The organism is Microbacterium helvum (assembly GCF_014779795.1).
GTDB lineage: Bacteria > Actinomycetota > Actinomycetes > Actinomycetales > Microbacteriaceae > Microbacterium > Microbacterium helvum.
In genome coordinates this window covers 149,396-174,478 of sequence record NZ_JACXZS010000009.1, presented here as the reverse complement: position 1 = coordinate 174,478, position 25,083 = coordinate 149,396, and the positions used below count along the sequence as shown (strand labels likewise).

Here is a 25,083-nt window from a genome sequence, read left to right as displayed (position 1 = left end):
GTGCTCGCCGCGCTCGACCTTCCTGTCACGCTCGCCGCGCGCGCCGGGGCCGTCACTCTGCGCGCCGCACGGGCCGACGACCTCGACGCGCTCATGGCGCTGCTGTCGGACGATCCGATCAGCGCCGCCCGCGGCGACACCGGGCTCGCCGAGAACCGGCCCGCCTACGCCCGGGCGCTCGCCCGCATCGAGGCCGACCCGGCGAACACGCAGCTCGTGGTCACGTCGGGCGACCGCGTCGTCGGCACGATGCAGCTGACCGTCATCCCCGGCCTCGCACGGGCGGGCTCCGACCGCCTGCAGGTCGAGACCGTGCGCGTCGCGAGCGACCTGCGCTCGTCGGGCATCGGCGCGGCCATGATGCGCTGGGTCGAAGGGGTCGCGGCGCCCGCGCTCGGCACCACGTTGATCCAGCTCACGTCCGATGCCGCACGCATCGACGCGCATCGCTTCTACGAGCGCCTCGGGTACGCCCCGTCGCATCTCGGGTTCAAGCTGCGCGTGCCCCGCGCCTGACGCGCAGTCGCTCGCGCGAGTGGATGCAGCACCGCCGGCATCCATCCGTCCATCCGTTCACGCTGTCGAAATCGGCAATCGCTGCCGTTCTCGTCCCGACCACTCCCGGCGCGCTGTCGAAATCGGCAACTGCTGTCGTCGTAGACGGGCGCGGATGCCGATTTCGACAGCGCGCACGATCCCCCCACGATCGGACGGTGGATGCCGGCGGTCGCGGCACGCCGTCGGCTCAGCGTCGCGCCCGGCCCGGCGCAAACGGCGGCCGCCGCAACCTGCGGGCCCTCTCACGGCGGCCGTCGCAGCGGCGGCCACCTCGAACGGTGGCCCCGCGTGACTGCGGCCGTCGTAACCGCGGGCCGGTGCTGTCCTACGCGGCGGTAGAATCGCCCAAACCCCGCGCGTCCGACGATGCCCGCGCGTCCGCTCCACGCCCGCTGAGGAACACCGTCATGACCCGTATCTCCGATTCAGGACTCTCCGTCGCCGTCGTCGGCGCCACCGGCCAGGTGGGCGGTGCGATGATCGACATCCTCGAGGAGCGCGGCTTCCCGGTGCGTGAGTTCCGCGCCTTCGCCACGGCCCGCTCCGCCGGATCGGATGTCGTCTTCCAGGGCAAGGCCGTGACTGTGGAAGACGTCGCGACCGCCGATTTCGCCGGCATCGACATCGCGATCTTCTCCGCCGGTGCGACGGGCAGCCGCACGTACGCCCCGCGCTTCGTCGAAGCCGGCGCGATCGTCATCGACAACTCGAGCGCGTGGCGCATGGACCCCGACGTGCCGCTGGTCGTCAGCGAGGTCAACCCGCACGCGATCGCCGAGGCGCGCAAGGGCATCATCGCGAACCCCAACTGCACCACGATGGCCGCGATGCCGATCCTGAAGGTCCTCGACGCCGAGGCGGGCCTGGAGCGCCTCATCATCAGCACCTACCAGGCCGTCAGCGGCTCGGGTCTCGCCGGGGTCCAAGAGCTGCTCGGCCAGCTCGAGGGCGTGCTCGCGCAGGGAGATGTGGAGCGTCTCGCCCGCGACGGCGCCGCTCTGGACTTCCCGCAGCCCGAGAAGTACATCGCCCCGATCGCGTTCGACGTCATCCCGTTCGCGGGCAACCTGGTCGACGACGGCCTCAACGAGACCGACGAAGAGAAGAAGTTGCGCAACGAGAGCCGCAAGATCCTGGAGCTGCCCGACCTGCGTGTCGCGGGCACGTGCGTGCGCGTCCCGGTGCTCACCGGGCACTCGCTGTCGATCAATGCCGAGTTCGCGCGCGACATCACGCCCGATCGCGCCCGCGAGGTGCTCGCCTCCGCGCCCGGTGTGAAGCTCGAAGAGGTTCCGACGCCGCTGCAGGCGGCCGGCACCGACCCCAGCTACGTGGGCCGCATCCGCGCCGACCAGTCCGCGCCCGAGGGCAAGGGCCTCGTGCTGTTCATCTCGAACGACAACCTGCGCAAGGGCGCGGCGCTCAACGCCGTCCAGGTCGCCGAGGTCGTCGCCGCGCGCTCCCTGAGCTCGTCGAAGGGCGCGAACGCCTGACTCGCACGCTTTTGTGAAGGGGATGCCGCGGCCCGCGGCATCCCCTTCGCTCTCCGTTCAGCCGTCACAGATGTACGCGAATCAGCGCGTTCAGCGTGCATCTGTGACGGATGAACGAGGAGGTGATGCCCCGCGCCCGGGATCCTCGCGTCGACGAACACATCCTCGTACAGCGTGGACAGCGACGAGGGCGGCGCTGGCCGCCGTGGCGACGTCGGCGCTTTGGCGGCGAACTAAGATTGACGGGTGACCGATACGCCCGCTGAGTCCGCCCACGCCCCCGCTCCCTCGACGAACAGCACGGTCGAGACCGTCGATGTGCTGCTGATCGGCGGCGGGATCATGAGCGCGACGCTCGGGACGCTGCTGCACCAGCTGCAGCCCGACCTCAAGATCGCCGTCTTCGAGCGACTGAGCGACGTCGCGCTCGAGAGCTCGAACGCGTGGAACAATGCCGGCACCGGTCACGCGGCGCTCTGCGAGCTGAACTACATGCCCGAGGGCAAGGACGGCTCGGTCGACCCGGCGAAGGCCATCTCGATCAACGAGCAGTTCCAGCAGAGCCGCCAGCTGTGGTCGTCGCTCGTCGAGGCGGGAGTGCTGGACGCCCCCACCACGTTCATCAACTCGACGCCGCACATGACGTTCGTCCGGGGCGAGAAGGACGTCGCGTACCTCAAGAAGCGCTACGAGGCGCTCAAGGACGAGCCTCTCTTCCAGGGCATCGAGTACAGCGAGGACTCCCGCGTCATCAACCAGTGGGCGCCGCTGCTCATGCAGAAGCGCCGCAAGGGCGAGCCGTTCGCTGCGACGCGGATGCCGGCCGGCACCGACGTCGACTTCGGCGCGCTCACGCACCAGCTGTTCGACCGTCTCGCCGACGAGGGGGCCGACGTCCGCACCAACACCGAGGTGCGTCGCCTCAAGCGGCTCGCGGACGGCACGTGGAAGGTCAAGTACCGCCGCACGATCGGACGCACGCCCGGCGAGATCCGCGCCAAGTTCGTCTTCGTCGGCGCCGGCGGCTGGGCGCTCAAGCTGCTGCAGCGCTCGGGCATCCCCGAGATCTCGGGCTACGGAGTGTTCCCGATCGGCGGCCAGTTCCTCAAGACCTCGAACCCCGCGATCGTCGCGCAGCACCAGGCGAAGGTCTACTCGCAGGCATCGGTCGGCGCCCCGCCGATGTCGGTGCCGCATCTGGACACCCGCATGGTCGACGGCGAGGCATCCCTGCTGTTCGGACCGTTCGCGACGTTCAGCCCGAAATTCCTCAAGACCGGCTCGTGGTTCGACATCGTCGGCCAGGTGCGGTGGGGCAATCTCGGCCCGATGCTGAAGGTCGCGTGGGACAACCCCAGCCTCATCACGTACCTCCTGGGCGAGCTCGTCAAGAACCACAAGAAGAAGGTCGACTCGCTGCGCGTGTTCATGCCCACCGCGAAGGACGAGGACTGGACGCTGATCCAGGCCGGCCAGCGCGCGCAGGTCATGAAGAAGGACCCCGAGAAGGGTGGTGTGCTGCAGTTCGGCACCGAGGTCGTCACCGGTGCCGACGGCACGATCGCAGGCCTGCTGGGCGCCTCGCCCGGCGCGTCGACGGCGGTGTCGATCATGCTCGGTCTGCTGAAGTCCTGCTTCCCCGACCGCATCGCCGAGTGGGAGCCGCGCCTGCGCGAGCTGATCCCCAGCTACGGCGACACGCTCAACCCGCGTCCCGAGGTGGCCCGCGAGTCGCTCGGCGAGACCGCCGAGACGCTCGCCCTCACGGCCTGAGCCCGTGCGCCTGTGGTCGGTGGACCCGTCGATCCTCGACCGGATGGCGCTGGTCGCGTGCTGGCGTGAGGCGCTGCTTGCCCAGAAGGTGCTGGACGGCGGGACCCGCGGGTACACGCGGCATCCGCAGCTGGAGCGCTTCCGCGCCCGTGACGAGCCGCTCGACGCGATCGGGCACTATCTGGCGTCGCTGCACGCCGAGGCCACCGCACGCGGCTATTCGTTCGACGCGTCGCGCATTGTGAGACGGGATGCTGCGAGCCCCGGCATCCCGGTGACGACAGGGCAGCTCGGGTTCGAACTGGCGCATCTGCGGTCGAAGGTCGCTGTGCGGGATCCCGCCTGGCTGGAACGCCTGCCCGCGGTCGCCCGGGCGGCACCGAGCTTCGTCGCGACACCCGGGGCTGTCGAGACGTGGGAGCGCGGGGTGCTCGCCCCCTAGGGTGGGGGCATGCGAGCACGGCCCTCCTGGCGCACCCTGCTGACGTGGCGGAATGTCGGCATCGCGGTCGCCCTTGTCGTGGTCCTCGCCGCGGCGTCCGCGATCGCGATCATCCGCGCTCCGGCCGCGTCCGGCGACTCGGCCGGTGTGGCCACCCGTTCGGGGACTTCCGGCGCCGCGGCGCTGCGTGCTGCGGGCTCGGTCGACGACTTCTCGTACGACTCGTTCGAGGCCGACTACTGGCTGGGGCGGGATGCCGGCGGCCAGAGCCAGCTGTACACGACCGAGACGATCGTCGCGCGCTTTCCTGAGTTCGACCAGAACAAGGGCATCGTGCGGTGGATCCCGAAGGCCGACTCGGGCATCGCTCACGACCCGCAGGTCGTGAGCGTCACCGGAGCAGGCGGAGCACCGATCCCGTGGTGGACCGAGCAGGACGACGACTTCGTCTACGTGCTGACCGGGGACGACACCTACGTGCACGGCACGCAGACCTACGTCATCTCGTACACGATGAGCGACGTCGTGCTCCGCTTCGAAGACACCGCTGCCGACGAGTTCTACTGGGACACCGTCGGCACCGACCACGCGCAGCCGTTCGGCGATGTGCGCGCGCACGTGCACGTGCTGGGCGATGCTGCGGGCGGCATCCTCGCGGACCGGTTGTACTGCTACAGCGGACCTGCGCAGTCGACCGATCGCTGCTCCATCCAGCCCGCGGAGACCCTCTCGCCGCCGGATCAGGTCGTCGCGTGGGCGCTCGGTCACGGCATCGAGGGCGCCGTCGACACCCAGCTCGCGTTCACCGCGGCCGACGCGGACCTCGGCCCCGATGAGAACGTCACCGTCGCGATCGGCTTCGAGCTCGGCACCTTCGTGGCCCCCACCCCGCCGCCACCGCCGCCCTACCCCTGGTGGGAATGGATCCTGCCGGTGCTGGGCCTGCTCGCCGGATTCGGCGGGCTCGTGTTCGTGCTCGTCATGAAGGGGTTCCTGCGCCGCAACCCGGATCGGTCGCCGGTGATCGTGGAGTACACGGCGCCGGTCGACGAGTCGCCGACGCTCTCGGCGGGTGTGCTCGGCGTGCCGGCGAAGGCGCTTGCCGCGCACGTGGTCGACCTCGCCGTGCGCGACAAGGTGGAGATCACGGCATCCGGCGATCGCTCGGACGCCGATGACTTCCATGTGATCCTGCGCGATGCCGAGGGCCTCGAGCACGACGACCGTCGCATCGTCACGACCCTGTTCGGAAAGGAGGCCGCACCCGGCGACCGGGTGGACCTCGGCCTCTTCGCGCAGAAGCCTCCGGTGCGGGCGGTGACGTACGTGCGGCGGATCGAGGACTCGACGGTCGACCGCGGCTACCGCAGCCGCACGCCGGGCTGGGTCGGCGGCATCCGCGGACTCCTGCAGTTCGGCGGACTGGCGATCGCGGTCGTCATGACGTTCTTCCTGGATGCCGTGCCCTCGGTGCTCACCGACCTCGGATACCTCGGCGGCTGGATCAACTTCCTCTCTATCGCGAGCGCGTTCGGCGCCTTCATCGTGCTGCCGTGGTTCGGCCTGCCCAAGACGACGCTGACGCTCGCGGGCGGCCGCCACAAGACGTACCTCGAGGGCATCCGCACGTATCTGCGCCTGGCGGAGGAGGATCGCCTGCATGCCGCCCAGACGCCGCAGACCGCCGACCTGGTGTCGTCGGGGCGCCGCCCCTACGGTGACGCCCCGAACGTGCCGGGCGCGGACGTCGTCAACCTCTATGAGCGCCTGCTGCCGTACGCCGTACTGTTCGGCATGCAGCGCGAGTGGGTGCGCGTGATCCAGGCGGCGGCCCCGGCAGAGGTGCCGGCGACGCGGGTCGCCCTGTTCGACTCGGTCACGTCCGACTCGCTGTCCGACGCGTCGTCGTCGATCGGCCGCCTGGCCGCCACGCCGGTCTCCAGCGGCAGCTCGTCCAGCTCTTCGGGGTCGTCGTTCTCGAGCAGCTGGTCGTCGTCGGGCGGGTCGTTCGGCGGCGGCTTCTCGGGCGGTGGGGGAGGAGGCGGCGGTTTCGGGGGTCGCTGATCCGACTACGCTCGATCCGTGGCCAAGCTCTACTTCCGATACGGCGCGATGAACTCCGGCAAGTCGACGTCGCTCCTGCAGGCCGCGTACAACTATGAGGAGCGCGGCCAGCACGTGCTGCTGGCGAAGCCCGCGATCGACACCAAAGGTGCCGACCAGATCGACAGCCGCCTGGGAGTCAAGCGCACCGTCGACTTCCTGGTGCGCCCCGAGGACGACATCCGGGCGCTCTTCGCCGAGCACCGTGCCCGCGTCAAGGCCGAGGCCGCCGACACGCTCGTCCCCGAGGCACTGGAGCACGAGGTCGACGTCGCCTGCCTGCTCATCGACGAGGCGCAGTTCCTGACGCGCGAGCAGGTCGACGACCTGCTGCGCATCGTGGTGTTCGACGGTGTTCCCGTGCTCGCGTACGGGATCCGCACCGACTTCCAGACGCAGGCGTTCCCGGGTTCGGCACGGCTGCTCGAACTCGCGCACAGTCTGGAAGAGCTGAAGACGATCTGCCGCTGCGGACGCAAGGCGCTCTTCAATGCGCGGCTCGTCGGGGGCAGGTTCGTGTTCGACGGAGACCAGGTCGCCATCGATGAGCTGACGGCCGATCGCGTCACGTACGAGTCGCTGTGCGCCGAGGACTATCTGCGCGCCTCGGGCGGCCGCCTGGAGTGAGTCGGTCGAGCCGGCGGTCTCAGGCCGTCTCGGCAGCCGGACGACGGCGGCGGGGGAGCGGGATCAGCATCGACGTCGACCGCTGATAGTCGCGGTACGCGGGATACTTCGCCGACGAGATCGACTCGGTGAACACCGTCGACCCGATGAACAGCACACTCAGCATCAGCGCCCCGAGAACGGTCCAGTTGAGCCAGCTGCCGCCGTCGGCGACGAGAGCCACCGCGCCGATCGCGTAGAACGCCCACCACTGCGCCTGCTCGAAGAAGAAGTTGGGGTGCCGGCTGTAGGCGAAGAGCCCCGTCGTGAGGAACCCGGGCTCCAGCGAACCGCCCGCCGCCTTCTTCGCCTGGTGGAACCGCCACTGCTGCTGATCTGCGACGGTCTCGCCGATCAGGAACGCGACGAACAGCGCTGCGAAGACGGCATCCCATCCGTTGAAAGGCGAGGAATGCTGCCACGCGATGTAGGCGGGCAGCGTGATGAGCACCAGCAGCGCACTCTGGAAGAGCACGATGAAGAAGAGGTTGAACAGCTGGAACTGCCAGCGCGACATGCGGCCGCGCAGGATCGCCCACCGGTAGTCCTCCATGCCGGTGTACCCGCCCTTGCGGGCGAAGTTGAAGGTGAGGCGCACACCCCACGCCGTGACCAGCACCGCCATCACGACGAGGCGGGTCGCATCGATGCCGGCGATGAGCGCGGCCCCGGCGAAGATCCACACGTAGATCACCGGGACGATCGACCACAGCCGATCGATCCATGAGGTCTCGTCGGTGACGAGAGACGTGATCCAGCAGAACGCCGCGGCGATGCCCGCGACGATGAGGACGAGGATGAGGGGATCCATGACGTCAGGCTAGCGCCCCTCGGCGACATCCGGCGTCACGCGGGTTGCCTGTGGTCGGACCACACGTTATCGTGGTCTGACCACACGGCGCGGACGCCGTGTCCTGAGCATGGATGAGGAGATCCGTGACCGGAACCACCGCTCCCGCAGCGCGCGCCTGGCGCGTCGTGCTCGAGAAGATCGAGGCCGACCTGCTCGACGGCCGGCTGCGTCCCGGCGACCGCCTGCCGCCCGAGCGCGAGCTGTCGGCCACGCTCGGCGTCGGGCGATCCAGCGTGCGCGAGGCGCTGCGCGTGCTCGAGGTGATGGGACTCATCCGCACCGGCACCGGCTCAGGGCCGACCTCCGGCGCGATCATCATCGCGACGCCGCAGGGGGGCATGTCGGCGCTGCTGCGGCTTCAGGTGGCCGCTCAGGGCTTTCCCTTCGACGACGTCGTCGCCACCCGGCTCGTGCTCGAATCCGCCGTCGTCGACGCTCTCGCCGCCGACCCGGAACGCTCGACCGGTGCTGCTCGCGACATCGTCGACGCGATGGATGCCGACGACCTCACCACTCCGGAGTTCCTCGCGCTCGACGCACAGCTGCACCTCGCCCTGGCCGAGGCCTCCGGCAACGTCGTGATCGCCGCCATGATGGCGGGCCTGCGCACCGCCATCGAGTCGTACGTGCAGGCCGGCGCGGCCGGCCTCGCCGACTGGCAGAGCGCGGCGGCCCGACTCCGTCGAGAGCACCACGCGATCCTCGACGCCGTGGACGCCGGCGACGGCGCGCGTGCGCGCACCCTCGTCCACGACCACATCGCCGGCTATTACGAGGCCGCGGGACTCGCGCCCTCGGCCGCCGGCATCCATCTCCCCACGAACCCCTGACCGAACGAGAGGTCCCCATGGTCACCCGCCAGTTCCCCAAGCCCGCTGAGCTGCTCGAGCTCATGCAGTTCAAGAAGCCCGAGCTCGACGGGCGCAAGCGCCGCCTCGACGCCGCGCTCACGATCTACGACCTGCGCACCATCGCGAAGCGCCGCACGCCCAAGGCGGCGTTCGACTACACCGACGGTGCCGCGGAGGGCGAGCTGTCGCTCGCGCGCGCCCGCCAGGCGTTCGAGGACGTCGAGTTCCACCCCGACGTGCTGCGCCCGGCCGAGAGCGTCGATCTGTCCACCGAGATCCTGGGCGGCCCCTCGGCGATGCCGTTCGGCATCGCGCCGACCGGCTTCACGCGCCTCATGCAGACCGAGGGCGAGACGGCGGGTGCCGGTGCGGCAGGGGCCGCCGGCATCCCGTTCACCCTCTCGACGCTCGGCACGACCTCGATCGAGGGTGTCAAGGCGGCCAACCCGCACGGGCGCAACTGGTTCCAGCTGTACGTCATGCGCGACCGCGAGATCTCGTACGGGCTCGCGCGTCGCGCCGCCGCCGCGGGCTTCGACACGCTGCTGTTCACCGTCGACACGCCGGTCGCCGGCGCGCGCCTGCGCGACAAGCGCAACGGCTTCTCGATCCCGCCGCAGCTGACCCTCGGCACGATCGTCAACGCCATCCCGCGGCCGTGGTGGTGGTACGACTTCCTCACCACGCCCAAGCTCGAGTTCGCGTCGCTGTCGACCACGGGCGGCACCGTCGGCGAGCTGCTCGACGCGGCCATGGACCCGACGATCAGCTACGACGACCTCGCGATCATCCGCGACATCTGGCCCGGCAAGATCGTCGTGAAGGGTGTGCAGAACGTCGCGGACTCGAAGCGGCTCATCGACGCCGGCGTCGACGGCATCATCCTGTCGAACCACGGCGGCCGCCAGCTCGACCGCGCGCCGATCCCGTTCCGCCTTCTGCCCGAGGTCGTCCGCGAGGTCGGCAAGGATGCGACCGTCATGGTCGACACCGGCATCATGAACGGCGCCGACATCGTCGCCTCGATCGCGCTCGGTGCGAAGTTCACCCTCATCGGCCGCGCCTACCTGTACGGACTGATGGCGGGCGGGCGACAGGGCGTCGACCGCACGATCGCGATCCTGCGCAGCGAGATCGAGCGCACCATGAAGCTCCTCGGCGTCTCGTCGATCGCCGAGCTCGAGCCGCGTCACGTCACGCAGCTGCAGCGCCTCGTTCCGGTGGCCGCGCCCGTCGCGGCTGCTGCAGAGGCGGCCGGCCCGCGCCCGCGTTCGCCGCGCGCGACCGTCGCGAAGGGGGATGCCGCAGCATCCCGCACCGCGAAGTCCTCCGCCGCGCGCGCGAAGGCCTGACGCCCGCGCCCTCGCTCAACGACCAGGGAACTCCTGGTCGTTGAGCGAGCGGAGCGAGACGAAACGTGGCGAGCCGCCCGTCGGAGCCGGCCAACCCGGCGACGAGGGTCGTCAGCCGCGGACGGGCAGCGTCGGGATCAGCGCCTCGAGGTACGTGATGGTGTCCTCCCAGCCGTCGACCGCGTGGCAGCGCACGCCCATCGCCAGGACGGGATAGTCGTTGCCGTCGGGGTCCAGCCGGTCGCCGACGAAGAGCATGTCGTCCAGGGCGATGCCGGTCTGCTCGGCGAGCTGCCGCATGCCGTAGGCCTTGTCGATGCCCTGCTCGGTGATGTCGACCGAGGTCGACCCTCCCGAGCGCACCTCGAGGTCGGGGAGCAAGGCCGCGACGGCTGCGCGCAGGAGGCTCTTCTTCTCGCCGGTGGGATCCCACGCCATCTTGGCCGGGACGGGAGCCTGCTGTCCGAGCGCCGAGAAGGTGATCTGCGAGCCGCGGTCTTCGAGGATGTCGCCCCAGGTCTCAGACGCCCAGAGGCCCAGGCGGCGCGCCTCGCCCTCGACGGCCGCGAGCGCACGCGTCTTCTGATCGTCGGTGAGCGAGCGCTGGTAGATGGTCTCCACCGCGTCGGCCGACAGGCGGTAGTACTGCGTGCCGCACGTCGGCAGCAGGTGCAGTCGCGCTCGGACGTCGGCCGCGGCATCCGGGAGCCGGTCCACCACCTGCGTCGTGAACTGCGCGAGCTGCCCGCCGGAGATGATCGCCACCTCCACGCGCTGCGCCAGCGCGATGAGCAGCTCGCCCATCCGCGGGTCGATCGCGCTCTTCGACGGCGCCAGAGTGTCGTCGAGATCGAAGGCGACAAGTCGGGGAGCGACGGCGTCGGTCACGATCTCGGTCCTTTCATGAAAGAGGCCCCGCCTTCCGGCGGAGCCTCTTGTCAGATCTTGCTCTGTGGTCGGGGTGACAGGATTTGAACCTGCGGCCTCTTCGTCCCGAACGAAGCGCGCTACCAAGCTGCGCCACACCCCGTTTTGCAACCCTCCGAGTCTAACCGATCGTCAGGGGTGCTGTTGACCACGCCGGGGAATCAGCGTGAGAAGAGACGCCTCCGGGCGGCACGCGAAGCGCACCGGGGCGTAGATCGAGTGCCCGAGCCCCGCGCTCACGTTCAGCGGGACGGTGCGCCCGAGGTGAGTCCACTCACTGAGGCCTCGCGCCTGCTTCAGCGGGATGTCGCAGTTGGCGACGAGCGCTCCGAAGCCCGGCACGCGCACCTGGCCGCCGTGCGTGTGCCCCGCGAAGACCACATCCGCGCCGAGGTCGACGAAGTCGTCCAGGACGCGACGGTACGGTGCGTGCGTCACGCCGATCGTCAGGTCCGGCGCTCCGGCGCGCAGCGCCTCGACCTGCTCGGGGAGCACCTCCAGCCGGTCCCAGCCGCGGTGTGCGTCGCTCACGCCGAACGCTCCGACGCGCAGGCCGCCGGCATCCACCGAACCGGTTCGGTTGTTGAGGTCGAGCCAGCCCAGCTCATCGGTGAGGTAGCGGTCGAGAGCCTGCGTGTCCAGCGGCTCCCACGTCGGCTCGGCCTTCGACGGTCCGAGGAAGTACTTGAACGGGTTGCGCGGGGACGGCGACGCGTGGTCGTTCGACCCGTGGACGAAGAATCCCGGGATGCCGCGCAACGGGTCGTACGCGGCGCGAAGGCCGCGCAGCCCGTCGTCGTGGCCCATGTTGTCGCCGGTGTTGACGATCAGGTCGGGCTGCAGCTCGGCGAGAGCCGCGATCCACCGCTGCTTGCGGTGCTGCCATGGCGCCATGTGCGCGTCCGACAGATGCAGCACGCGGATCGGCGCTGCGCCGTCCGGCAGCACCGGCACCTCATGGAAGCGGACGGTGAACAGGTAGCGCTCGATGCCGATGCCCCAGATCGCGGCGCCTGCGCCGACCGCCCCCACCGTGCCGAGCACGGTGAGGGCGGTGCGAGTGGATGCTGCCGGCACTAGTCGTCACCGTTGCCGTTGTTCCCGCGCCCGCCGCCGCCTCCACTGCCACCGCAGTTCGAGGAGGTGTAGTTGACGCTGATGGGGGCGTTGCGGTCCACGACGGAGTTCGCGGCCGGATTCGTGTCGGTGGCACGAGGCTCGTTCGACCCGTCCTTGGTGGGCGTGCACTGGCCGTCATTGACGTTGCCGAAGCCGGCCGCGCGCAGCGCCCGCTTGGCGTCGTCGAGCGAGCGACCCGACACGTCGGGTACGGACAGCCCCTTGCCGTTGCTCGGGCTGATCGTGACGGTGGTGCCGCCCGCGACCTTGCCCGCCTCGGGGCTCTGCGCACCGACGGTGCCCGCAGGCTGGTTCGAGGCCGTCTCCGGGCCAACCTGGACCGTGAAGCCGGCGTCTTCGAGCTTCGTCTGAGCCTCCTGCATCGACATGCCGAGCACGTTCGGAAGATCGATCATCTGCACCTTGGTGAGCTCGGTGTCAGGAGCTGCAAATGGCCCGGCAGGATGAGTCTCGTTCGCAGTTCCTTGCACAGCCCTGGCAATGCTGTACCGGATGTCAGACAAGGCCTGGCGACCGTTGTATGTCTTGAACACATCGCCGCCGCCTTGAACATTGCCAGCCCACGTGGCAGTCGCGACCTGGGTGCTGGACTCGATCAGCCAGGTCTGGAGCTCCTCGTGAGTCCCGGTCTTGCCGATCAGCTGCGTGCCGTCGTTCGGGTTGCCTCGGGCACCGGTACCACCGTTCATCACGCCCTGGAGCGCATAGGCCGCAGTAGCCGCGACGTTGGGCGCAATGACCGGTGAGCAGGTACGCTCCGGCTTGGGCAGTTCGCTGCCTTTGGAATCGGTCACGCGATCGATTGCCTGTGGCTGGCAGTAGACGCCATTGTTCGCGACCGTTCCGTACGCGGCGGCGACTGCAAGGGGCGACACTGCGTTCGTGCCGATGATCGAGTTGAGGCTGTCCATCTTGACGGGCTTGCCGGTCTTCGCAAGGGTAACGCCCATCCGGGTCGCGACGTTCTTGATGTCGCACAGATCGAGCTTCTCGGCCATCGCGAAGTAGCCGGTGTTGAGCGAGTCTCTCGTGAATCGCATCGGTGTGCCGATGTAGCCCGGAGCCTTGGCGAAGTTGTTGATCAGATCGTTGGACACGTTGACCCAGTCGTGGGGTTGCCCGTCATAGTCGTCGTTGCAGCTGTTCTTGATTCGTTTGAAGACATGCAGCGTGCCGTTGAGCGTCTCGTTGACGGAGTGCCCCTTCTCGAGCCAGTCGACGAGGGTGAACAGCTTGAAGGTCGATCCGACGCTGAAGCCGTCCGATGTGCCGTAGTTGTGGTCGCCCGCGTACACGAGTGAGGAATAGCCCGGGGTGCTGGCGAATGCTTGGTCCTCGCTGAACTGGGTGTTCTGTGACATTGCGAGAATGCGACCGGTCGTGGTTTCGAGGCTCGTGGTGGTCGCCCCGAAGACACCCGGTTGATCGGGTAGCGTACGGCCCTGCTTCATCGGGATGGTGGCCGGCGCGTTCGCTGCCATCGCCTCCTGCGCGGACGCCTGAATGCGCGGGTCCAGGGTTGTGTAGACGTTCAGGCCGCCACGGTCCAGCAGCTGCCGCCGGTCCTCGGGCTTCTCACCGAACGCGGGATCGTTCAAGATGACGTCCTTCACGTACTGACAGAAGTACTCCATGCCCTTGGCGTTGAAGCATCCCGTCTGCGCGGGGACCACGTTCGGAGTGATCGGCCAGACCGCGGCCTCGACGTACTGCTCGCGGGTGATCTTGCCGTCATCGAGCATGCGGCTGAGAACGTACAGCTGCCGCACCTTCGTGGAGGTGTAGCCGTCGGCTGCGGCGAACTTCTGCTCCTCGGTGATCTCGCCGGACTTCACGAGGTTGTCGAGGGCGACGAGGTTGGCGCCCTCGTCGATCACGCCGTCCGGCGCCTTGTTGAAGCTCGTGGTGCCGTCCTGACTCCAGATGGAGCCGAGCGGCTTGTCGATGCGGAAGTTGTTGGGGTTCTGCACCATGCCGGCGAGTGTGGCGGCCTGTGCGACGGTCAGGTTCGCCGCGGTGGTGCCGAAGTACTGGCGCGCCGCCGACTCGATGCCATACGTGACACCGCCCCAGTTGGCGATGTTCATGTAGCCGAGCAGGATGTCGTTCTTCGAGTACTTCTGCTCGAGCGAGATCGCGTACCGCATCTCCTGCAGCTTGCGCGTATAGCCCTCGGGGCCGTCGGCGGTCGTGGCGTCGGTCCAGCAATCCTGCAGCGCCTTCTCGCGGGTCACCGCGACCACAGGGTTCTTTTTCTCGTCGAGGACGACGTTGCCGTCCTTGTCGACCTCGTATTCCTCTTTCGCGTCCCGCTCGCACTTCTGGATCAGCACGTTCTTGACATACTGCTGGCTGATCGACGAGGCACCCTGTGTCTCGGCGCCGCCCTTGGCGTTCGAGAGGAGGGCGCGCGCGGTGCCGATGAGGTCGATGCCGCCGTGCTGGTAGTAGCGGGGGTCCTCGCTCGACAGCAGCGCGTCGTACATGACGGGAGCGATCTGATCGAACTCGACCTGGGTGCGGTCCTGCTCGAGGAACTTGGTCATGAGCGCCGGCTGGCCGGTGTTCGGATCGGTGTAGTAGAAGTTGCTGGGGAGCATGAGCTGATCGATGTCGAGGACGCTCGGAAGGTTGTCGAACATCGTGATCGCGCGCTCTGCCGCGGTGCTCGTGATCGCGACCGCGGGGGTGACGGTCGCGGCGATGAGGACACCGGCTGCGGCACTGAGGCCGACGAGTCCGGCGAGTCCGCCGAGCACGCCGGTGGCCGTGCGTTTGGTATCAGGCATAGGCTTGATCGTAAGGGAGATACCTGGGCGATCCATCAAGGACTCTCAGCCGACAAAGGTGTTTCTCAGCCTTCATCAGCCGTCACTTTCCGCACACTCGAGGAGTCGCGATGACGACGTGGGAGTACCTCACCACGCCCCTTCTGATCCACAACACCGCCGCGATCCTCAACAACTGGGGCAAGCAGGGCTGGGAGCTCGTGCAGATCGTGCCCGGCCCCGAGGGCGGGCTGGTCGCGTACTTCAAGCGCCCGTCGGGCGGCGGCCAGCAGAACGCCGGACTGGATGCCGCAGCCCAGGCCGCCCGTCAGTTCGAGGGGGAGTGACCATGGCCGTCAGCGAACGTCTCGCCGAGCTCGGCATCGAGCTTCCCTCCGTCGTCCCGCCGGTGGCCGCCTACGTCCCCGCGAAGGCGCACGGCGACCTCGTCTACACCGCCGGGCAGCTGCCGATGGTGGCCGGCGCGCTGCCGGCGACCGGCAAGGTGGGCGACGGGCACGGACTCGTTCCCGCTGAGGACGCCAAGGCATGCGCGCGTCAGAGCGCGCTCAACGCGATCGCCGCGGCCGCCGCGGCCGTCGGCGGCGTCGACCGCCTCACGGGCGTGCTCAAGGTGACCGGCTTCGTGGCCTCGGTGCCCGAGTTCACAGGACAGCCCGGAGTGATCAACGGCGCGAGCGAGGTGCTCGGCGAGATCTTCGGCGACTCCGGCCGCCACGCGCGCTCGGCCGTGGGCGTCCCCGTCCTGCCGCTCGATGCGCCCGTCGAGGTCGAGGTCGTCTTCTCGTTCGCGTGACCGAATGACAGAGGGGATGCCGCGGCCCGAGGCTGCGGCATCCCCTCTTCTCGTCCTTACTTGACCTGTGCCGAGATCACCGACATCACAGCGGTGTCGGCGAGCGTCGTGGTGTCGCCGACCTCGCGGCCCTCGGCGACATCGCGGAGCAGCCGCCGCATGATCTTGCCCGAGCGGGTCTTGGGCAGCTCGCCGACGATGTACACGTCGCGGGGACGCGCGATCGGGCCGATCTGCTCGCCCACCCACTGCCGCAGCGTCTGGCCGAGTCCTTCAACCGGGTTCTCGTCCAGATACGACTGCTTGATGATGACGAACGCGACGACCGCCTGGCCCGTGGTCTCGTCGGAGGCGCCGACGACCGCGGCCTCGGCGACCGCCTCGTTGCCGACGAGCGCCGATTCGATCTCGGTCGTCGACAGGCGGTGACCCGACACGTTCATCACGTCGTCGACGCGGCCCAGCAGCCACACATCGCCGTCGTCGTCGAGGCGCGCGCCGTCGCCGGCGAAGTAGAAGCCCTGCTTCTGGAACTTCTCCCAGTAGGTCTCGACGAAGCGCTCCGGGTCGCCCCAGATGCCGCGCAGCATCGACGGCCAGGGCTCGGTGATCACGAGCAGGCCGCCGTTGCCGTTGCCGACGTGAGCGCCGTCCTCGTCGACGACGTCGATCGAGATGCCGGGCAGCGGCACCTGCGCCGACCCCGGCTTGGTCTCGGTGACGCCGGGCAGCGCCGACACCATGATCGCGCCGGTCTCGGTCTGCCACCACGTGTCGACGATCGGCGCGGTCTTGCCGCCGATGATCTTGCGGTACCACATCCACGCCTCGGGGTTGATGGGCTCGCCCACCGAGCCGAGCAGGCGCAGCGACGACAGGTCGAACTGCTTCGGGATGGCACGGCCGAGCTTCATGAACGAGCGGATCGCTGTCGGCGCGGTGTAGAGCACCGTCACGCCGTACTTCTGCACGATCTCCCACCAGCGGCCGGGGTGCGGAGCGTCGGGCGTGCCCTCGTACAGCACCTGCGTCGCCCCGTTGGCGAGCGGGCCGTACGTGACGTAGGTGTGACCGGTCACCCAGCCGATGTCGGCCGTGCACCAGTACACGTCCGTCTCAGGGTGGATGTCGTGCACGACCTTGTTGGTGAAGGCGGCCTGCGCGAGGTAACCGCCTGAGGTGTGCAGGATGCCCTTGGGCTTTCCGGTCGTGCCGGACGTGTAGAGGATGAACAGCGGGTTCTCCGCCGGGAACGCCTGCGCCTCGTGTTCGCCTGACGCGGCGGAGACGACCTCGTGCCACCACAGGTCGCGGCCTTCGGTCCACTCGACCTCGTTGTCGCCGCGCTTGACGACGAGCACGTGCTCCACCGTCTCTTGCGGGCCCGTGCCGCGGTCGCCGAGCGCGAGGTCGACAGCGGGCTTGAGGGCCGACACCTTGCCCTTGCGGTAGCCGCCGTCGGCGGTGATGACGAGCTTCGCTCCCGCGTCGTCGATGCGCGCGCGCAGGCTGTCGGCCGAGAAGCCGCCGAAGACGACCGAGTGGATGGCGCCGATGCGTGCGACCGCGAGCATCGAGGCGACCGCCTCGGGGATCATCGGCAGGTAGATCGCGACGCGGTCGCCCTGACCGATGCCGAGGCCCTCGAGCACGTTCGCGAGGCGCTTGACCTCGTCGGTGAGCTCGGCGTAGGTGACGCGTCGCTCGTCACCGGGCTCGCCCTCCCACAGCAGTGCGACGCGGTCGCCGTTGCCCGCCTCGACGTGGCGGTCGAGGCAGTTGTACGCGACGTTGAGCTCGCCGTCCGCGAACCACTTCGCGAACGGGGGGTTCGACCAGTCGAGCACCTCGGTGAACGGCTTGTGCCAGTGCAGCTCGCGCGCCTGGTCGGCCCAGAAGCCCTCGCGGTCGGCCTTGGCGTGGTCGTAGAGCTCGGCGGTGGCCACGGCGTTCGCAGCGAACTCGGACGAGGGCGCGAAGCGCCGATCCTCGGTGAGCAGGTGGTCGATCTGGCTGCTGCCGGCGTGCGTGATCGGGTTCTGTTCGCTCATGGGAGCGCGCTCCTTTGCGGGCTTGAGGGAGGCCGAGGGATGTCGGCGAGTCTGCCAGGAAATGTACTCAGGGCGCCCCGTGACGACTACCCCCGATAGTAGGTGGCGCCGCCGACACACGACACGACCGATATATCAGTGAGAATCCTCTCCTTTTCGTTTTGTTCGGACCCTTACCTCGCCTATGCTGACCGTTGGCCGAACATTCGATTCTGGCATTGCGGCACCCGACGTCACCCCCCGAATTCGGGTCCGCGCACGGCGGCATCCCATTCCCCCCATGGGATGCCGCCTTCATTCGTCTGGGAGCGGTTTCGCTGGGGCCGGCGGGGATCCGCGGCTGTGCGCCTCTTCCTCCCCAGCGGCCGCGTCCGGCCGGCCATCCACCGATGTGCCGTATCGGGGGCCGGCGCCGCCGCGCGGCTCCTAGCGTCGGTGCCATGGCCACGCCCTTCACCGTCTCACCCCGACCGGGCGCGGCGGTCGTGCGCGCCGTCGGGGAGCGGAGGGATGCCGGGCGCCCGGCGCTCCCTGGAGCATCTGCTGACCCACGCGCGGCGATCGACCTGCCGGCCGCGGCCGCGTCGGCATCCGATTCGGCTGCTGCCGCCTGGGTTCCGTGCGCGGCGAGACCGGCCGTCGTGGACTCGTCGGGCTCGGGGCGCGGACGCGAGGTGCCGTCGGTCGACGCGGGGGAGCGGCATCCTTCGCTCGCTCCGTTCGCGGCCTACCTCGACGACCCGACCGTCACCGATCTGTTCGTCAACGGTGCGGCGGGGCTGTTCGTCGACCGCGGTGCGGGAGTGGTGCCCGCGCGGGAGTGGCGGGCGACCGAGGACGAGGTGCGCGGTCTCGCCGTCTCGCTCATCGGCCACGGCGGTCGCCACATCGACGACGCGTCCCCCTGTGTGGACGTGAGACTGGAGGGCGGCATCCGTGTGCACGCCGTGCTGCCCCCGATCGCTCCCGGCGGCACCACGATCTCGATTCGCGTCCCGCGCCTCTCAGACCCGACCCTCGACGAGCTCGGGCGCAACGGCATGTTCGACGCCGCGACGCGGCGGCGGCTGGACGAGGCGATCGAGCGTCGCGCGAACCTGCTGGTGTCCGGTGCCGCGGGGGCGGGAAAGACGACCCTGCTCTCGGCGATGCTGGGCCAGGCGCCTGATCACGAGCGCGTCGTCACGATCGAGGACGTGGCCGAGCTGCGGATCGCGCACCCCCATCACGTGCGACTCGAAGCGCGGCAGCCGAACCTCGAAGGCGCGGGCGGCATCGGCCTCGCGCGACTGGTGCGCGAAGCGCTGCGCATGCGCCCCGATCGCCTCGTCGTCGGCGAGTGCCGTGGCGACGAGGTGCGCGAACTGCTGTCGGCGCTGAACACCGGGCACGACGGCGGCGCCGGCACGGTGCACGCGAACAGCCTTCCCGACGTCCCCGCGAGGCTGGAGGCGCTCGGAGCGCTCGCCGGCCTCGACGACCGGGCGCTGGCCCGGCAGGTCGCCAGCGCGATCGACCTCGTGGTGCACGTCGAACGCGGGGCGGACGGCGTCCGCCGCATCGCGGCCATGGGGCGCCCGGTCGTCGACGCCGCGGGGCGGCTGGCGATGGACGCGATCAGCGGGAGCGGCGCATGATCCCCTTCTGGCGGAGCGTTCGCCGCAGACCGGGACGTGGCGAGGCCGAGACGGACGCGGCCTCTGCCACCGTGCTGCAGCTGGCCGTGCTGCTGCAGGCCGGTGTGGCCCCGGCGCGCGCATGGGAGCACCTGGCCGGCGTGGGCGACCCCGCCGCGGCGCGCGTCGTCGCCGCGACCGCGCACGAGACGCCGCTCCCAGCCGCCATCGCGGCGATCGGCACCGACGCCTGGCGCGAGGTCGCGGTCGCCTACCAGGTCGCCTCGACGGTCGGTGCACCGCTCGCCGCGTGCCTTCGAGGCCTCGCCACCGCGCTCACCGACGCGCAGGAGGCGGCCGACGACGTGCGGGTCGCGCTCGCCGAGCCGGCCGGCACGGCGCGACTGATGGGATGGCTGCCGCTGCTCGCCGTCGCGCTCGGCGCGGCGCTCGGCTTCGACACGTTCGGCACTCTCTTCGGCTCGCCGCCGGGCATCGCATGCCTCGCAGCAGGCGGCGCCCTCATCGTCGTCGCACAGCGCTGGACGGCACGACTCGTCCGGTCCGCAGACGACGGCGCGGGTGTGCCCGGATTCCATGCCGAGCTCGTGGCGATCGCGTTGAGCGGCGGCGTCTCGATCGAGCGCGCGCTCGCCGTCGTGGCGGACGCCGACGCCCTGCGCAGACCCGCGGCGCCCACACTCGCGCTCGCGCCGACCGCTGGGCCGACCGTGACGGCCGGATCGCCGGACGATGTCGCGTCGGTGCTCTCGCTCTCGCGTTCCGCGGGCGTTCCCGCCGTCGAGCTGCTGCGGGCCTCCGCGGACCACGCGCGTCATCGAGCCCGCGTCGACGGCCGGCTGCGCGCGGCGAAGCTCTCGTCACGCCTGCTCGTGCCGCTCGGCGTATGCACGCTGCCCGCGTTCCTGCTGCTCGGCGTCGCCCCCATGCTGCTGAGCGTCATGTCGACCATGTCGCTGTCGCTCTGAAGCCCGTGCCCACACCCAACGAATCGACCGAACGGAGTACCGATGTCTTCTCGACACGCCCCGACCCTTCCCCGCCTGACCCGCCGCCGCGCGGAGCGGCTGTTCCGGCCGCGCGCCGCGGACGGTGCGCTGGCTGACGATACGGGCGCCGCGACCGCGGAGTACGCGATCGCGACGATGGCTGCCGTGGCCTTCGCAGGCCTGCTCGTCGTGATCATGCGATCCGACGAGGTGCGCGGCATCCTGACCGATCTCGTGCGCCGAGCCCTCACCGTCGCATGATGCGCGCGCGACTCGGCGGCGACCGGCGCCGGGGGTCCGATGACGATCAAGGCTCCGTCGTCGCCGAGTTCGCGATCGCCCTGCCGGCGATCGCCGTGGTGCTGGCCGTCGGCGTAGGGGCGCTCGCAGGCGCGTCGCGTCAGGTGCGGCTTCAGGACGCCGTGGCGGATGCCGCACGCCTGAGCGCGCGGGGTGAGCAGACGTCGCGGGTGACCGGGGCCGTGACGGCGGCGGTGGCGGAGGCATCCGTCGACATCTCATCCCGAGGGGATCTCGTGTGCGTCACCGCGTCGGCGCCGGCGCTGCTCGGCCTGCGGGTGAACGCGACCGGCTGCGCGCTGGCGGGCGGGCTGTGAAGGTGCGCGTGCGCGCCGCTGCCGCAGCGGCCGAGGGCGTCGGCTGATGGCCGGCTCGGTCGCGGCGGCGGGGGTGGTGGCGGGTGCGGCGATCCTCGCCGTGGGACTCGCCGCCACGGGATCCGCATCTGTCGTCGGGCAGCGTCTGGCGTCCGCAGCGGACGCCGGCGCGCTCGCCGCCGCCGACGCAGCGTCGGGCGCGGTCGCCGGCGTCCCGTGCGATCTTGCGGCCGAGGTCGCGGGCACTTTCGGTGCGCGCGTCGACGCGTGCGACCTCGACGGTCTGATCGCCACGGTCACCGTAGCCGTCCGGTTCGGGCCCGTCGTCGCGCAGGCCACTGCGCGGGCCGGTCCGCCGCCGTGATCCGCGGCTCACAGTCCGCTCATGGATAACTGGCGTGTATGGTTTGCGTCGAAGAAAGGACGCCCCCGTTGGCAGAAGGCAAGAAGCTCGTCATCGTCGAGTCACCGACGAAGATGAAGTCGATCCAGGGGTATCTCGGCGACGGCTACGAGGTGCTCAGCTCGGTCGGCCACATCCGTGACCTCGCAGACAAGAAGAGCATTCCCGCAGACAAGAAGCAGGCCTACGGGAAGTACTCGATCGACATCGACAACGGCTTCGATCCCTATTACGTCGAGAGCGAGCGCGGCAAGAAGACCGTCGCCGAACTCAAGCGAGCGCTGAAGGGGGCGGACGAGCTCCTGCTCGCCACCGATGAAGACCGCGAGGGCGAGGCCATCGCGTGGCACCTGCTGCAGACGCTGAAGCCCAAGGTGCCGGTCAAGCGCATGGTGTTCCACGAGATCACCAAGGACGCGATCCAAGCCGCCGTCGGCAACACGCGCGAGCTCGATCTCGCGCTCGTCGACGCGCAGGAGACGCGCCGCATCCTCGACCGCCTGTACGGGTGGGACGTGAGCCCGGTGCTCTGGTACAAAGTGCAGCAGGGCACCTCCGCCGGTCGCGTGCAGTCCGCCGCCACCCGCCTGGTGGTCGACCGCGAGCGCGAGCGCATGGCATTCGTGTCGGCGTCCTACTGGGACATCGAGGCGCTCGCCGCGCCGAACCGTCCGCAGGGGCTGGACGAGTCCTTCTCCACGCGCCTGGCCCGCGTCGACGGCGCGGTCCTCGCCCGCGGCACCGACTTCGACGACCGCGGCGAGCTGAAGAAGGCGGTGCTGGTCCTCGACGAGGCCCAGGTGCGCGAGCTCGCGGCCGCCATCGAGGCAGCGGCCGAGGCATCCGTCACCGCTCTCGAGTCCAAGCCGGGCACTCGCAGCCCCAAGCCCCCGTTCACGACCTCGACGCTCCAGCAGGAGGCGGGTCGCAAGCTCTCGATGAGCGCCAAGCACGCCATGGGCGTCGCGCAGCGCCTCTACGAGAAGGGGTTCATCACTTATATGCGCACCGACTCGACGGCGCTGTCGACGCAGGCCGTCCAGGCCGCGCGTGAACAGGCCGTCACGCTGTACGGCGCGCAGTCCGTGCCGCTGAACCCGCGCACCTACCGCAACAACAGCAAGAACGCGCAGGAGGCGCACGAGGCGATCCGCCCGTCGGGCGAGACCTTCCGCACGCCGTCGATGGTGTCGAACGAGCTCGACCGCGACGAGCTGCGCCTGTACGACCTCATCTGGAAGCGCACCATGGCCAGCCAGATGGCCGACGCGAAGTACGAGACGACCACCGTGACCCTCGAGGTCACCGCCGGCGGGCGCCGCGCGGAGTTCACCGCGTCCGGAACCGTGTACACGTTCAAGGGCTTCCTCGAGGCGTACGAAGAAGGACGCGACGAGAAGCGCGGCGACGCCGACAAGTCCGACGACCAGTCGCTGCCGGCGATGGCCGTGGGCGATGTGCTGCGGCTTCGCGAGGTCGAGCCCAAGGGCCACGCGACGAGCCCGAAGCCGCGCTACACCGAGGCTTCGCTGGTCAAGGCCCTCGAAGAGAAGGGCATCGGGCGGCCGTCGACGTTCGCGAGCATCATCGACGTGATCCTCAACCGCGGCTACGTCACCAAGCGCGGCCAGGCGCTCATCCCGAGCTGGCTGGCGTTCAGCGTCGTGCGTCTGCTCGAGCAGCACTTCGCCGACCTGGTGGATTACGACTTCACGGCGGCGCTCGAGGACGACCTCGACGCCATCGCCCGCGGCGAGCAGAAGCGCCAGGACTGGCTGCAGGAGTTCTACTTCGGCGGGGCCGACCACGTCGGTCTGCGCAACATCGTCGACAACCTCGGCGAGATCGACGCCCGCGCCCTGAACTCGACGCCGATCGGCGACGTGGCGACGCTGCGGTTCGGCAAGTACGGCCCCTACCTGGAGGTCGCCGACAAGGCCGACCCCGAGGCCGAGCCGCGCCGGGTGAACATCCCCGAAGACCTCGCGCCCGACGAGCTCACGCCCGCCAAGGCGCAGGAGCTCATCGACGCGCCGGTCGCGGGCGACCGCGTCCTGGGCGAGAACCCCGCCAACGGCAAGCTCGTCGTCGTGAAGGACGGCCGCTTCGGCCCCTACGTGCAGGAGACGGACCCGCCCGCCGCCGAAGAGGTCGACGAGGCGACCGGCGAGGTCGTGGCCGTCGAGCCCGAGCCTGCCCCCAAGAAGCGTGGCGCCAAGAAAGAGGCCGCCCCGAAGCCCCGCACCGCGTCGCTCTTCAAGTCGATGTCGGTCGACACGATCGATCTCGACACCGCTCTGAAGCTCCTCGACCTGCCCCGCACCGTCGGCATCGATCCCGAGACCGAGACCCCGATCACGGCTCAGAACGGCCGCTACGGGCCGTACCTCAAGAAGGGCACCGACTCGCGCACGCTGCAGAGCGAGCAGCAGATCTTCGACATCACGCTCGAAGAGGCGCTCGCCGTGTACGCGCAGCCGAAATACGGTGCTCGCGGCGCGAGCTCCGCGCTCAAGGAGTTCGAGGCCGACCCGACCAGCGGCAAGCCGATCAAGCTGAAGGACGGTCGCTTCGGCCCGTACGTCACGGACGGCGAGACGAACGCGACGATCCCCCGCGGCGAGGACGCGATGGAGGTCACCTTCGAGCGCGCGGTGCAGCTGCTCGCCGACAAGCGCGCCAAGGGACCCGCCAAGCGGCCGGCCGCGCGTCGCACCACGACGCGCAAGCCCGCGGCGAAGAAGTGAGCGCCCCGGCCACTGAGCGTGTCGACGGGCTGTTCATCACCCTCGAGGGCGGCGACGGCGTCGGCAAGACGACCCAGTCCGCCCTCCTGGAGGAGTGGTTGAAGGATGCCGGGCGCACCGTCGTGCGCACGCGCGAGCCCGGCGGCACGGAGGTGGGCGTGCTCATCCGCGACATCGTGCTGCACCACCGTGGCGAGGTCTCGCCGCGGGCCGAGGCGCTGCTGTATGCCGCCGATCGCGCGCACCACATCGAGACCCTCGTGCGCCCGGCGCTCGCCCGGGGCGAGGTCGTGATCCAGGACCGGTACCTCGACTCCTCCGTCGCGTACCAGGGCGCGGGCCGGGTGCTGGGACGCGACGAGGTGCGCGAACTGTCGCTGTGGGCGGCAGATGGTCTGCTGCCCGACCTCACCGTGCTGCTCGACCTCGACCCGGCCGCCGCGCGTGCCCGCCTGGACGCCGACGACAAGCCCTTCGACCGCCTCGAGGCCGAGAAGGAGAACTTCCACGCCCGCGTGCGCGAGGAGTTCCTCGCGCTCGCGGCCGCCGAGCCCGAGCGGTTCCTGGTGCTCGATGCCGCGCGTCCCGCGGACGAGCTCGCCGGCGCGGTGCGCGAGCGGGTCGAGGCTCTGCTGGCCTGACGGCCGGCATCCCTCGGCCACCGGCATCCACACCCGCCTTGCGTCGCCGACCTCCCCCTTGCGTCGCCGACCATGCCCGTCTTTCGTCGACCATGCCCGCCTTTCGTCGACCATGCCCGTCTTTCGTCGACCATGCCCGTCTTTCGTCGACCACGCCCGGTGCCGCGCCGGGCACGGTCGTGCTGAAGCGGGCATGGTCGGCAGCGCGAGGGCATGGTCGGCAGCGCGAGGGCATGGTCGGCAACGCGAGGGCAT

General features: G+C 69.8%; 22 protein-coding genes and 1 tRNA gene. 17 read left to right on the top strand and 6 right to left on the bottom strand.

All coding sequences use genetic code 11. The features are described from left to right. The 6 genes from IF188_RS14415 (at window position 1) to IF188_RS14390 (ending at window position 6,996) form a co-directional block, all read left to right on the top strand. Window positions 1–516 carry a GNAT family N-acetyltransferase gene (locus IF188_RS14415; RefSeq protein ID WP_191172493.1) on the top strand — a complete coding sequence of 172 codons (516 nt, stop codon included), beginning with the start codon at window positions 1–3 and terminating at the stop codon, window positions 514–516. A gap of 449 nt (window positions 517–965) precedes the next feature. Continuing rightward, the gene (locus tag IF188_RS14410; RefSeq protein WP_191172492.1) at window positions 966–2,051 is read left to right on the top strand and encodes an aspartate-semialdehyde dehydrogenase; all 1,086 of its coding nucleotides are present in this window, start codon (window positions 966–968) and stop codon (window positions 2,049–2,051) included. A 246-nt stretch (window positions 2,052–2,297) separates the two neighbouring features. After that, window positions 2,298–3,824: a malate:quinone oxidoreductase gene (locus IF188_RS14405; protein ID WP_191172491.1), complete on the top strand. Its 1,527-nt coding sequence runs from the start codon at window positions 2,298–2,300 to the stop codon at window positions 3,822–3,824. Window positions 3,825–3,828: 4 nt separating this feature from the next. Beyond that, window positions 3,829–4,266: a pyrimidine dimer DNA glycosylase/endonuclease V gene (locus IF188_RS14400; protein ID WP_191172490.1), complete on the top strand. Its 438-nt coding sequence runs from the start codon at window positions 3,829–3,831 to the stop codon at window positions 4,264–4,266. Window positions 4,267–4,275: 9 nt separating this feature from the next. Then, window positions 4,276–6,330 carry a DUF2207 domain-containing protein gene (locus IF188_RS14395; RefSeq protein WP_191172489.1) on the top strand — a complete coding sequence of 685 codons (2,055 nt, stop codon included), beginning with the start codon at window positions 4,276–4,278 and terminating at the stop codon, window positions 6,328–6,330. An 18-nt stretch (window positions 6,331–6,348) separates the two neighbouring features. Further along, window positions 6,349–6,996 carry a thymidine kinase gene (locus IF188_RS14390; protein WP_191172488.1) on the top strand — a complete coding sequence of 216 codons (648 nt, stop codon included), beginning with the start codon at window positions 6,349–6,351 and terminating at the stop codon, window positions 6,994–6,996. A gap of 19 nt (window positions 6,997–7,015) precedes the next feature. Here the strand turns inward: IF188_RS14390 and IF188_RS14385 are convergent, their stop codons facing one another. After that, entirely contained in the window at window positions 7,016–7,846 is an 831-nt protein-coding gene (locus IF188_RS14385) for a DUF1295 domain-containing protein (RefSeq protein ID WP_191172487.1), read from the bottom strand. A gap of 125 nt (window positions 7,847–7,971) precedes the next feature. Between IF188_RS14385 and IF188_RS14380 the strand changes: the two genes are divergently transcribed. Beyond that, complete coding sequence (locus IF188_RS14380; protein ID WP_318152885.1) at window positions 7,972–8,718, top strand: FadR/GntR family transcriptional regulator; 747 nt, start codon at window positions 7,972–7,974, stop codon at window positions 8,716–8,718. A 17-nt stretch (window positions 8,719–8,735) separates the two neighbouring features. Then, the gene (locus IF188_RS14375) at window positions 8,736–10,091 is read left to right on the top strand and encodes an alpha-hydroxy acid oxidase (RefSeq protein WP_191172485.1); all 1,356 of its coding nucleotides are present in this window, start codon (window positions 8,736–8,738) and stop codon (window positions 10,089–10,091) included. Between the two features lie 111 nt (window positions 10,092–10,202). Here IF188_RS14375 and IF188_RS14370 read toward each other — a convergent pair whose 3' ends face one another. The 4 genes from IF188_RS14370 to IF188_RS14355 form a co-directional block, all read right to left on the bottom strand. Next, window positions 10,203–10,979 (bottom strand): HAD-IIB family hydrolase, encoded by a 777-nt coding sequence (locus IF188_RS14370; RefSeq protein ID WP_191172484.1) that lies wholly within the window; start codon window positions 10,977–10,979, stop codon window positions 10,203–10,205. A 65-nt stretch (window positions 10,980–11,044) separates the two neighbouring features. After that, window positions 11,045–11,121 (bottom strand) — tRNA-Pro (locus IF188_RS14365). Between the two features lie 29 nt (window positions 11,122–11,150). Then, window positions 11,151–12,095, bottom strand: a complete 945-nt coding sequence (locus IF188_RS14360) for a metallophosphoesterase (RefSeq protein ID WP_191172483.1) — start codon at window positions 12,093–12,095, stop codon at window positions 11,151–11,153. Further along, window positions 12,095–14,947, bottom strand: a complete 2,853-nt coding sequence (locus IF188_RS14355; protein ID WP_191172482.1) for a transglycosylase domain-containing protein — start codon at window positions 14,945–14,947, stop codon at window positions 12,095–12,097. Before IF188_RS14355 ends, IF188_RS14360 begins: the two co-directional genes overlap by 1 nt. A 110-nt stretch (window positions 14,948–15,057) precedes the next feature. On the opposite strand from IF188_RS14355, the gene IF188_RS14350 reads away from it, so the two are divergent. Together IF188_RS14350 and IF188_RS14345 are read left to right on the top strand one after the other, a co-directional pair. Then, window positions 15,058–15,273: a DUF4177 domain-containing protein gene (locus IF188_RS14350; protein ID WP_141893777.1), complete on the top strand. Its 216-nt coding sequence runs from the start codon at window positions 15,058–15,060 to the stop codon at window positions 15,271–15,273. Window positions 15,274–15,275: 2 nt separating this feature from the next. Continuing rightward, on the top strand, window positions 15,276–15,743 hold the full coding sequence (locus IF188_RS14345) for a RidA family protein (protein ID WP_191172481.1): 468 nt from the start codon (window positions 15,276–15,278) through the stop codon (window positions 15,741–15,743). Between the two features lie 56 nt (window positions 15,744–15,799). Here IF188_RS14345 and acs read toward each other — a convergent pair whose 3' ends face one another. After that, window positions 15,800–17,794: an acetate--CoA ligase gene (gene acs / locus IF188_RS14340; RefSeq protein WP_191172480.1), complete on the bottom strand. Its 1,995-nt coding sequence runs from the start codon at window positions 17,792–17,794 to the stop codon at window positions 15,800–15,802. A gap of 440 nt (window positions 17,795–18,234) precedes the next feature. Here acs and IF188_RS14335 point away from each other — a divergent pair, with 440 nt between their 5' ends. The 7 genes from IF188_RS14335 to tmk all read left to right on the top strand — a co-directional run bounded on the left by IF188_RS14335 (window position 18,235) and on the right by tmk (window position 24,828). Further along, entirely contained in the window at window positions 18,235–19,431 is a 1,197-nt protein-coding gene (locus IF188_RS14335; RefSeq protein ID WP_224751878.1) for a TadA family conjugal transfer-associated ATPase, read from the top strand. Continuing rightward, the gene (locus tag IF188_RS14330; RefSeq protein ID WP_191172479.1) at window positions 19,428–20,399 is read left to right on the top strand and encodes a type II secretion system F family protein; all 972 of its coding nucleotides are present in this window, start codon (window positions 19,428–19,430) and stop codon (window positions 20,397–20,399) included. The genes IF188_RS14335 and IF188_RS14330 overlap by 4 nt, the downstream gene beginning before the upstream one ends. 42 nt (window positions 20,400–20,441) lie before the next feature. After that, on the top strand, window positions 20,442–20,681 hold the full coding sequence (locus tag IF188_RS14325; RefSeq protein WP_191172478.1) for a DUF4244 domain-containing protein: 240 nt from the start codon (window positions 20,442–20,444) through the stop codon (window positions 20,679–20,681). Continuing rightward, entirely contained in the window at window positions 20,681–21,037 is a 357-nt protein-coding gene (locus IF188_RS14320; protein WP_224751877.1) for a TadE family type IV pilus minor pilin, read from the top strand. The genes IF188_RS14325 and IF188_RS14320 overlap by 1 nt, the downstream gene beginning before the upstream one ends. A 46-nt stretch (window positions 21,038–21,083) precedes the next feature. Continuing rightward, on the top strand, window positions 21,084–21,401 hold the full coding sequence (locus IF188_RS14315) for an Rv3654c family TadE-like protein (protein WP_191172476.1): 318 nt from the start codon (window positions 21,084–21,086) through the stop codon (window positions 21,399–21,401). Window positions 21,402–21,469: 68 nt separating this feature from the next. Further along, a complete protein-coding gene (gene topA / locus IF188_RS14310) occupies window positions 21,470–24,187 on the top strand; it encodes a type I DNA topoisomerase (RefSeq protein ID WP_191172475.1) in 2,718 nt (905 codons plus the stop codon). Further along, window positions 24,184–24,828 carry a dTMP kinase gene (gene tmk / locus IF188_RS14305; RefSeq protein ID WP_191172474.1) on the top strand — a complete coding sequence of 215 codons (645 nt, stop codon included), beginning with the start codon at window positions 24,184–24,186 and terminating at the stop codon, window positions 24,826–24,828. Before topA ends, tmk begins: the two co-directional genes overlap by 4 nt. Window positions 24,829–25,083 lie beyond the last annotated feature (255 nt).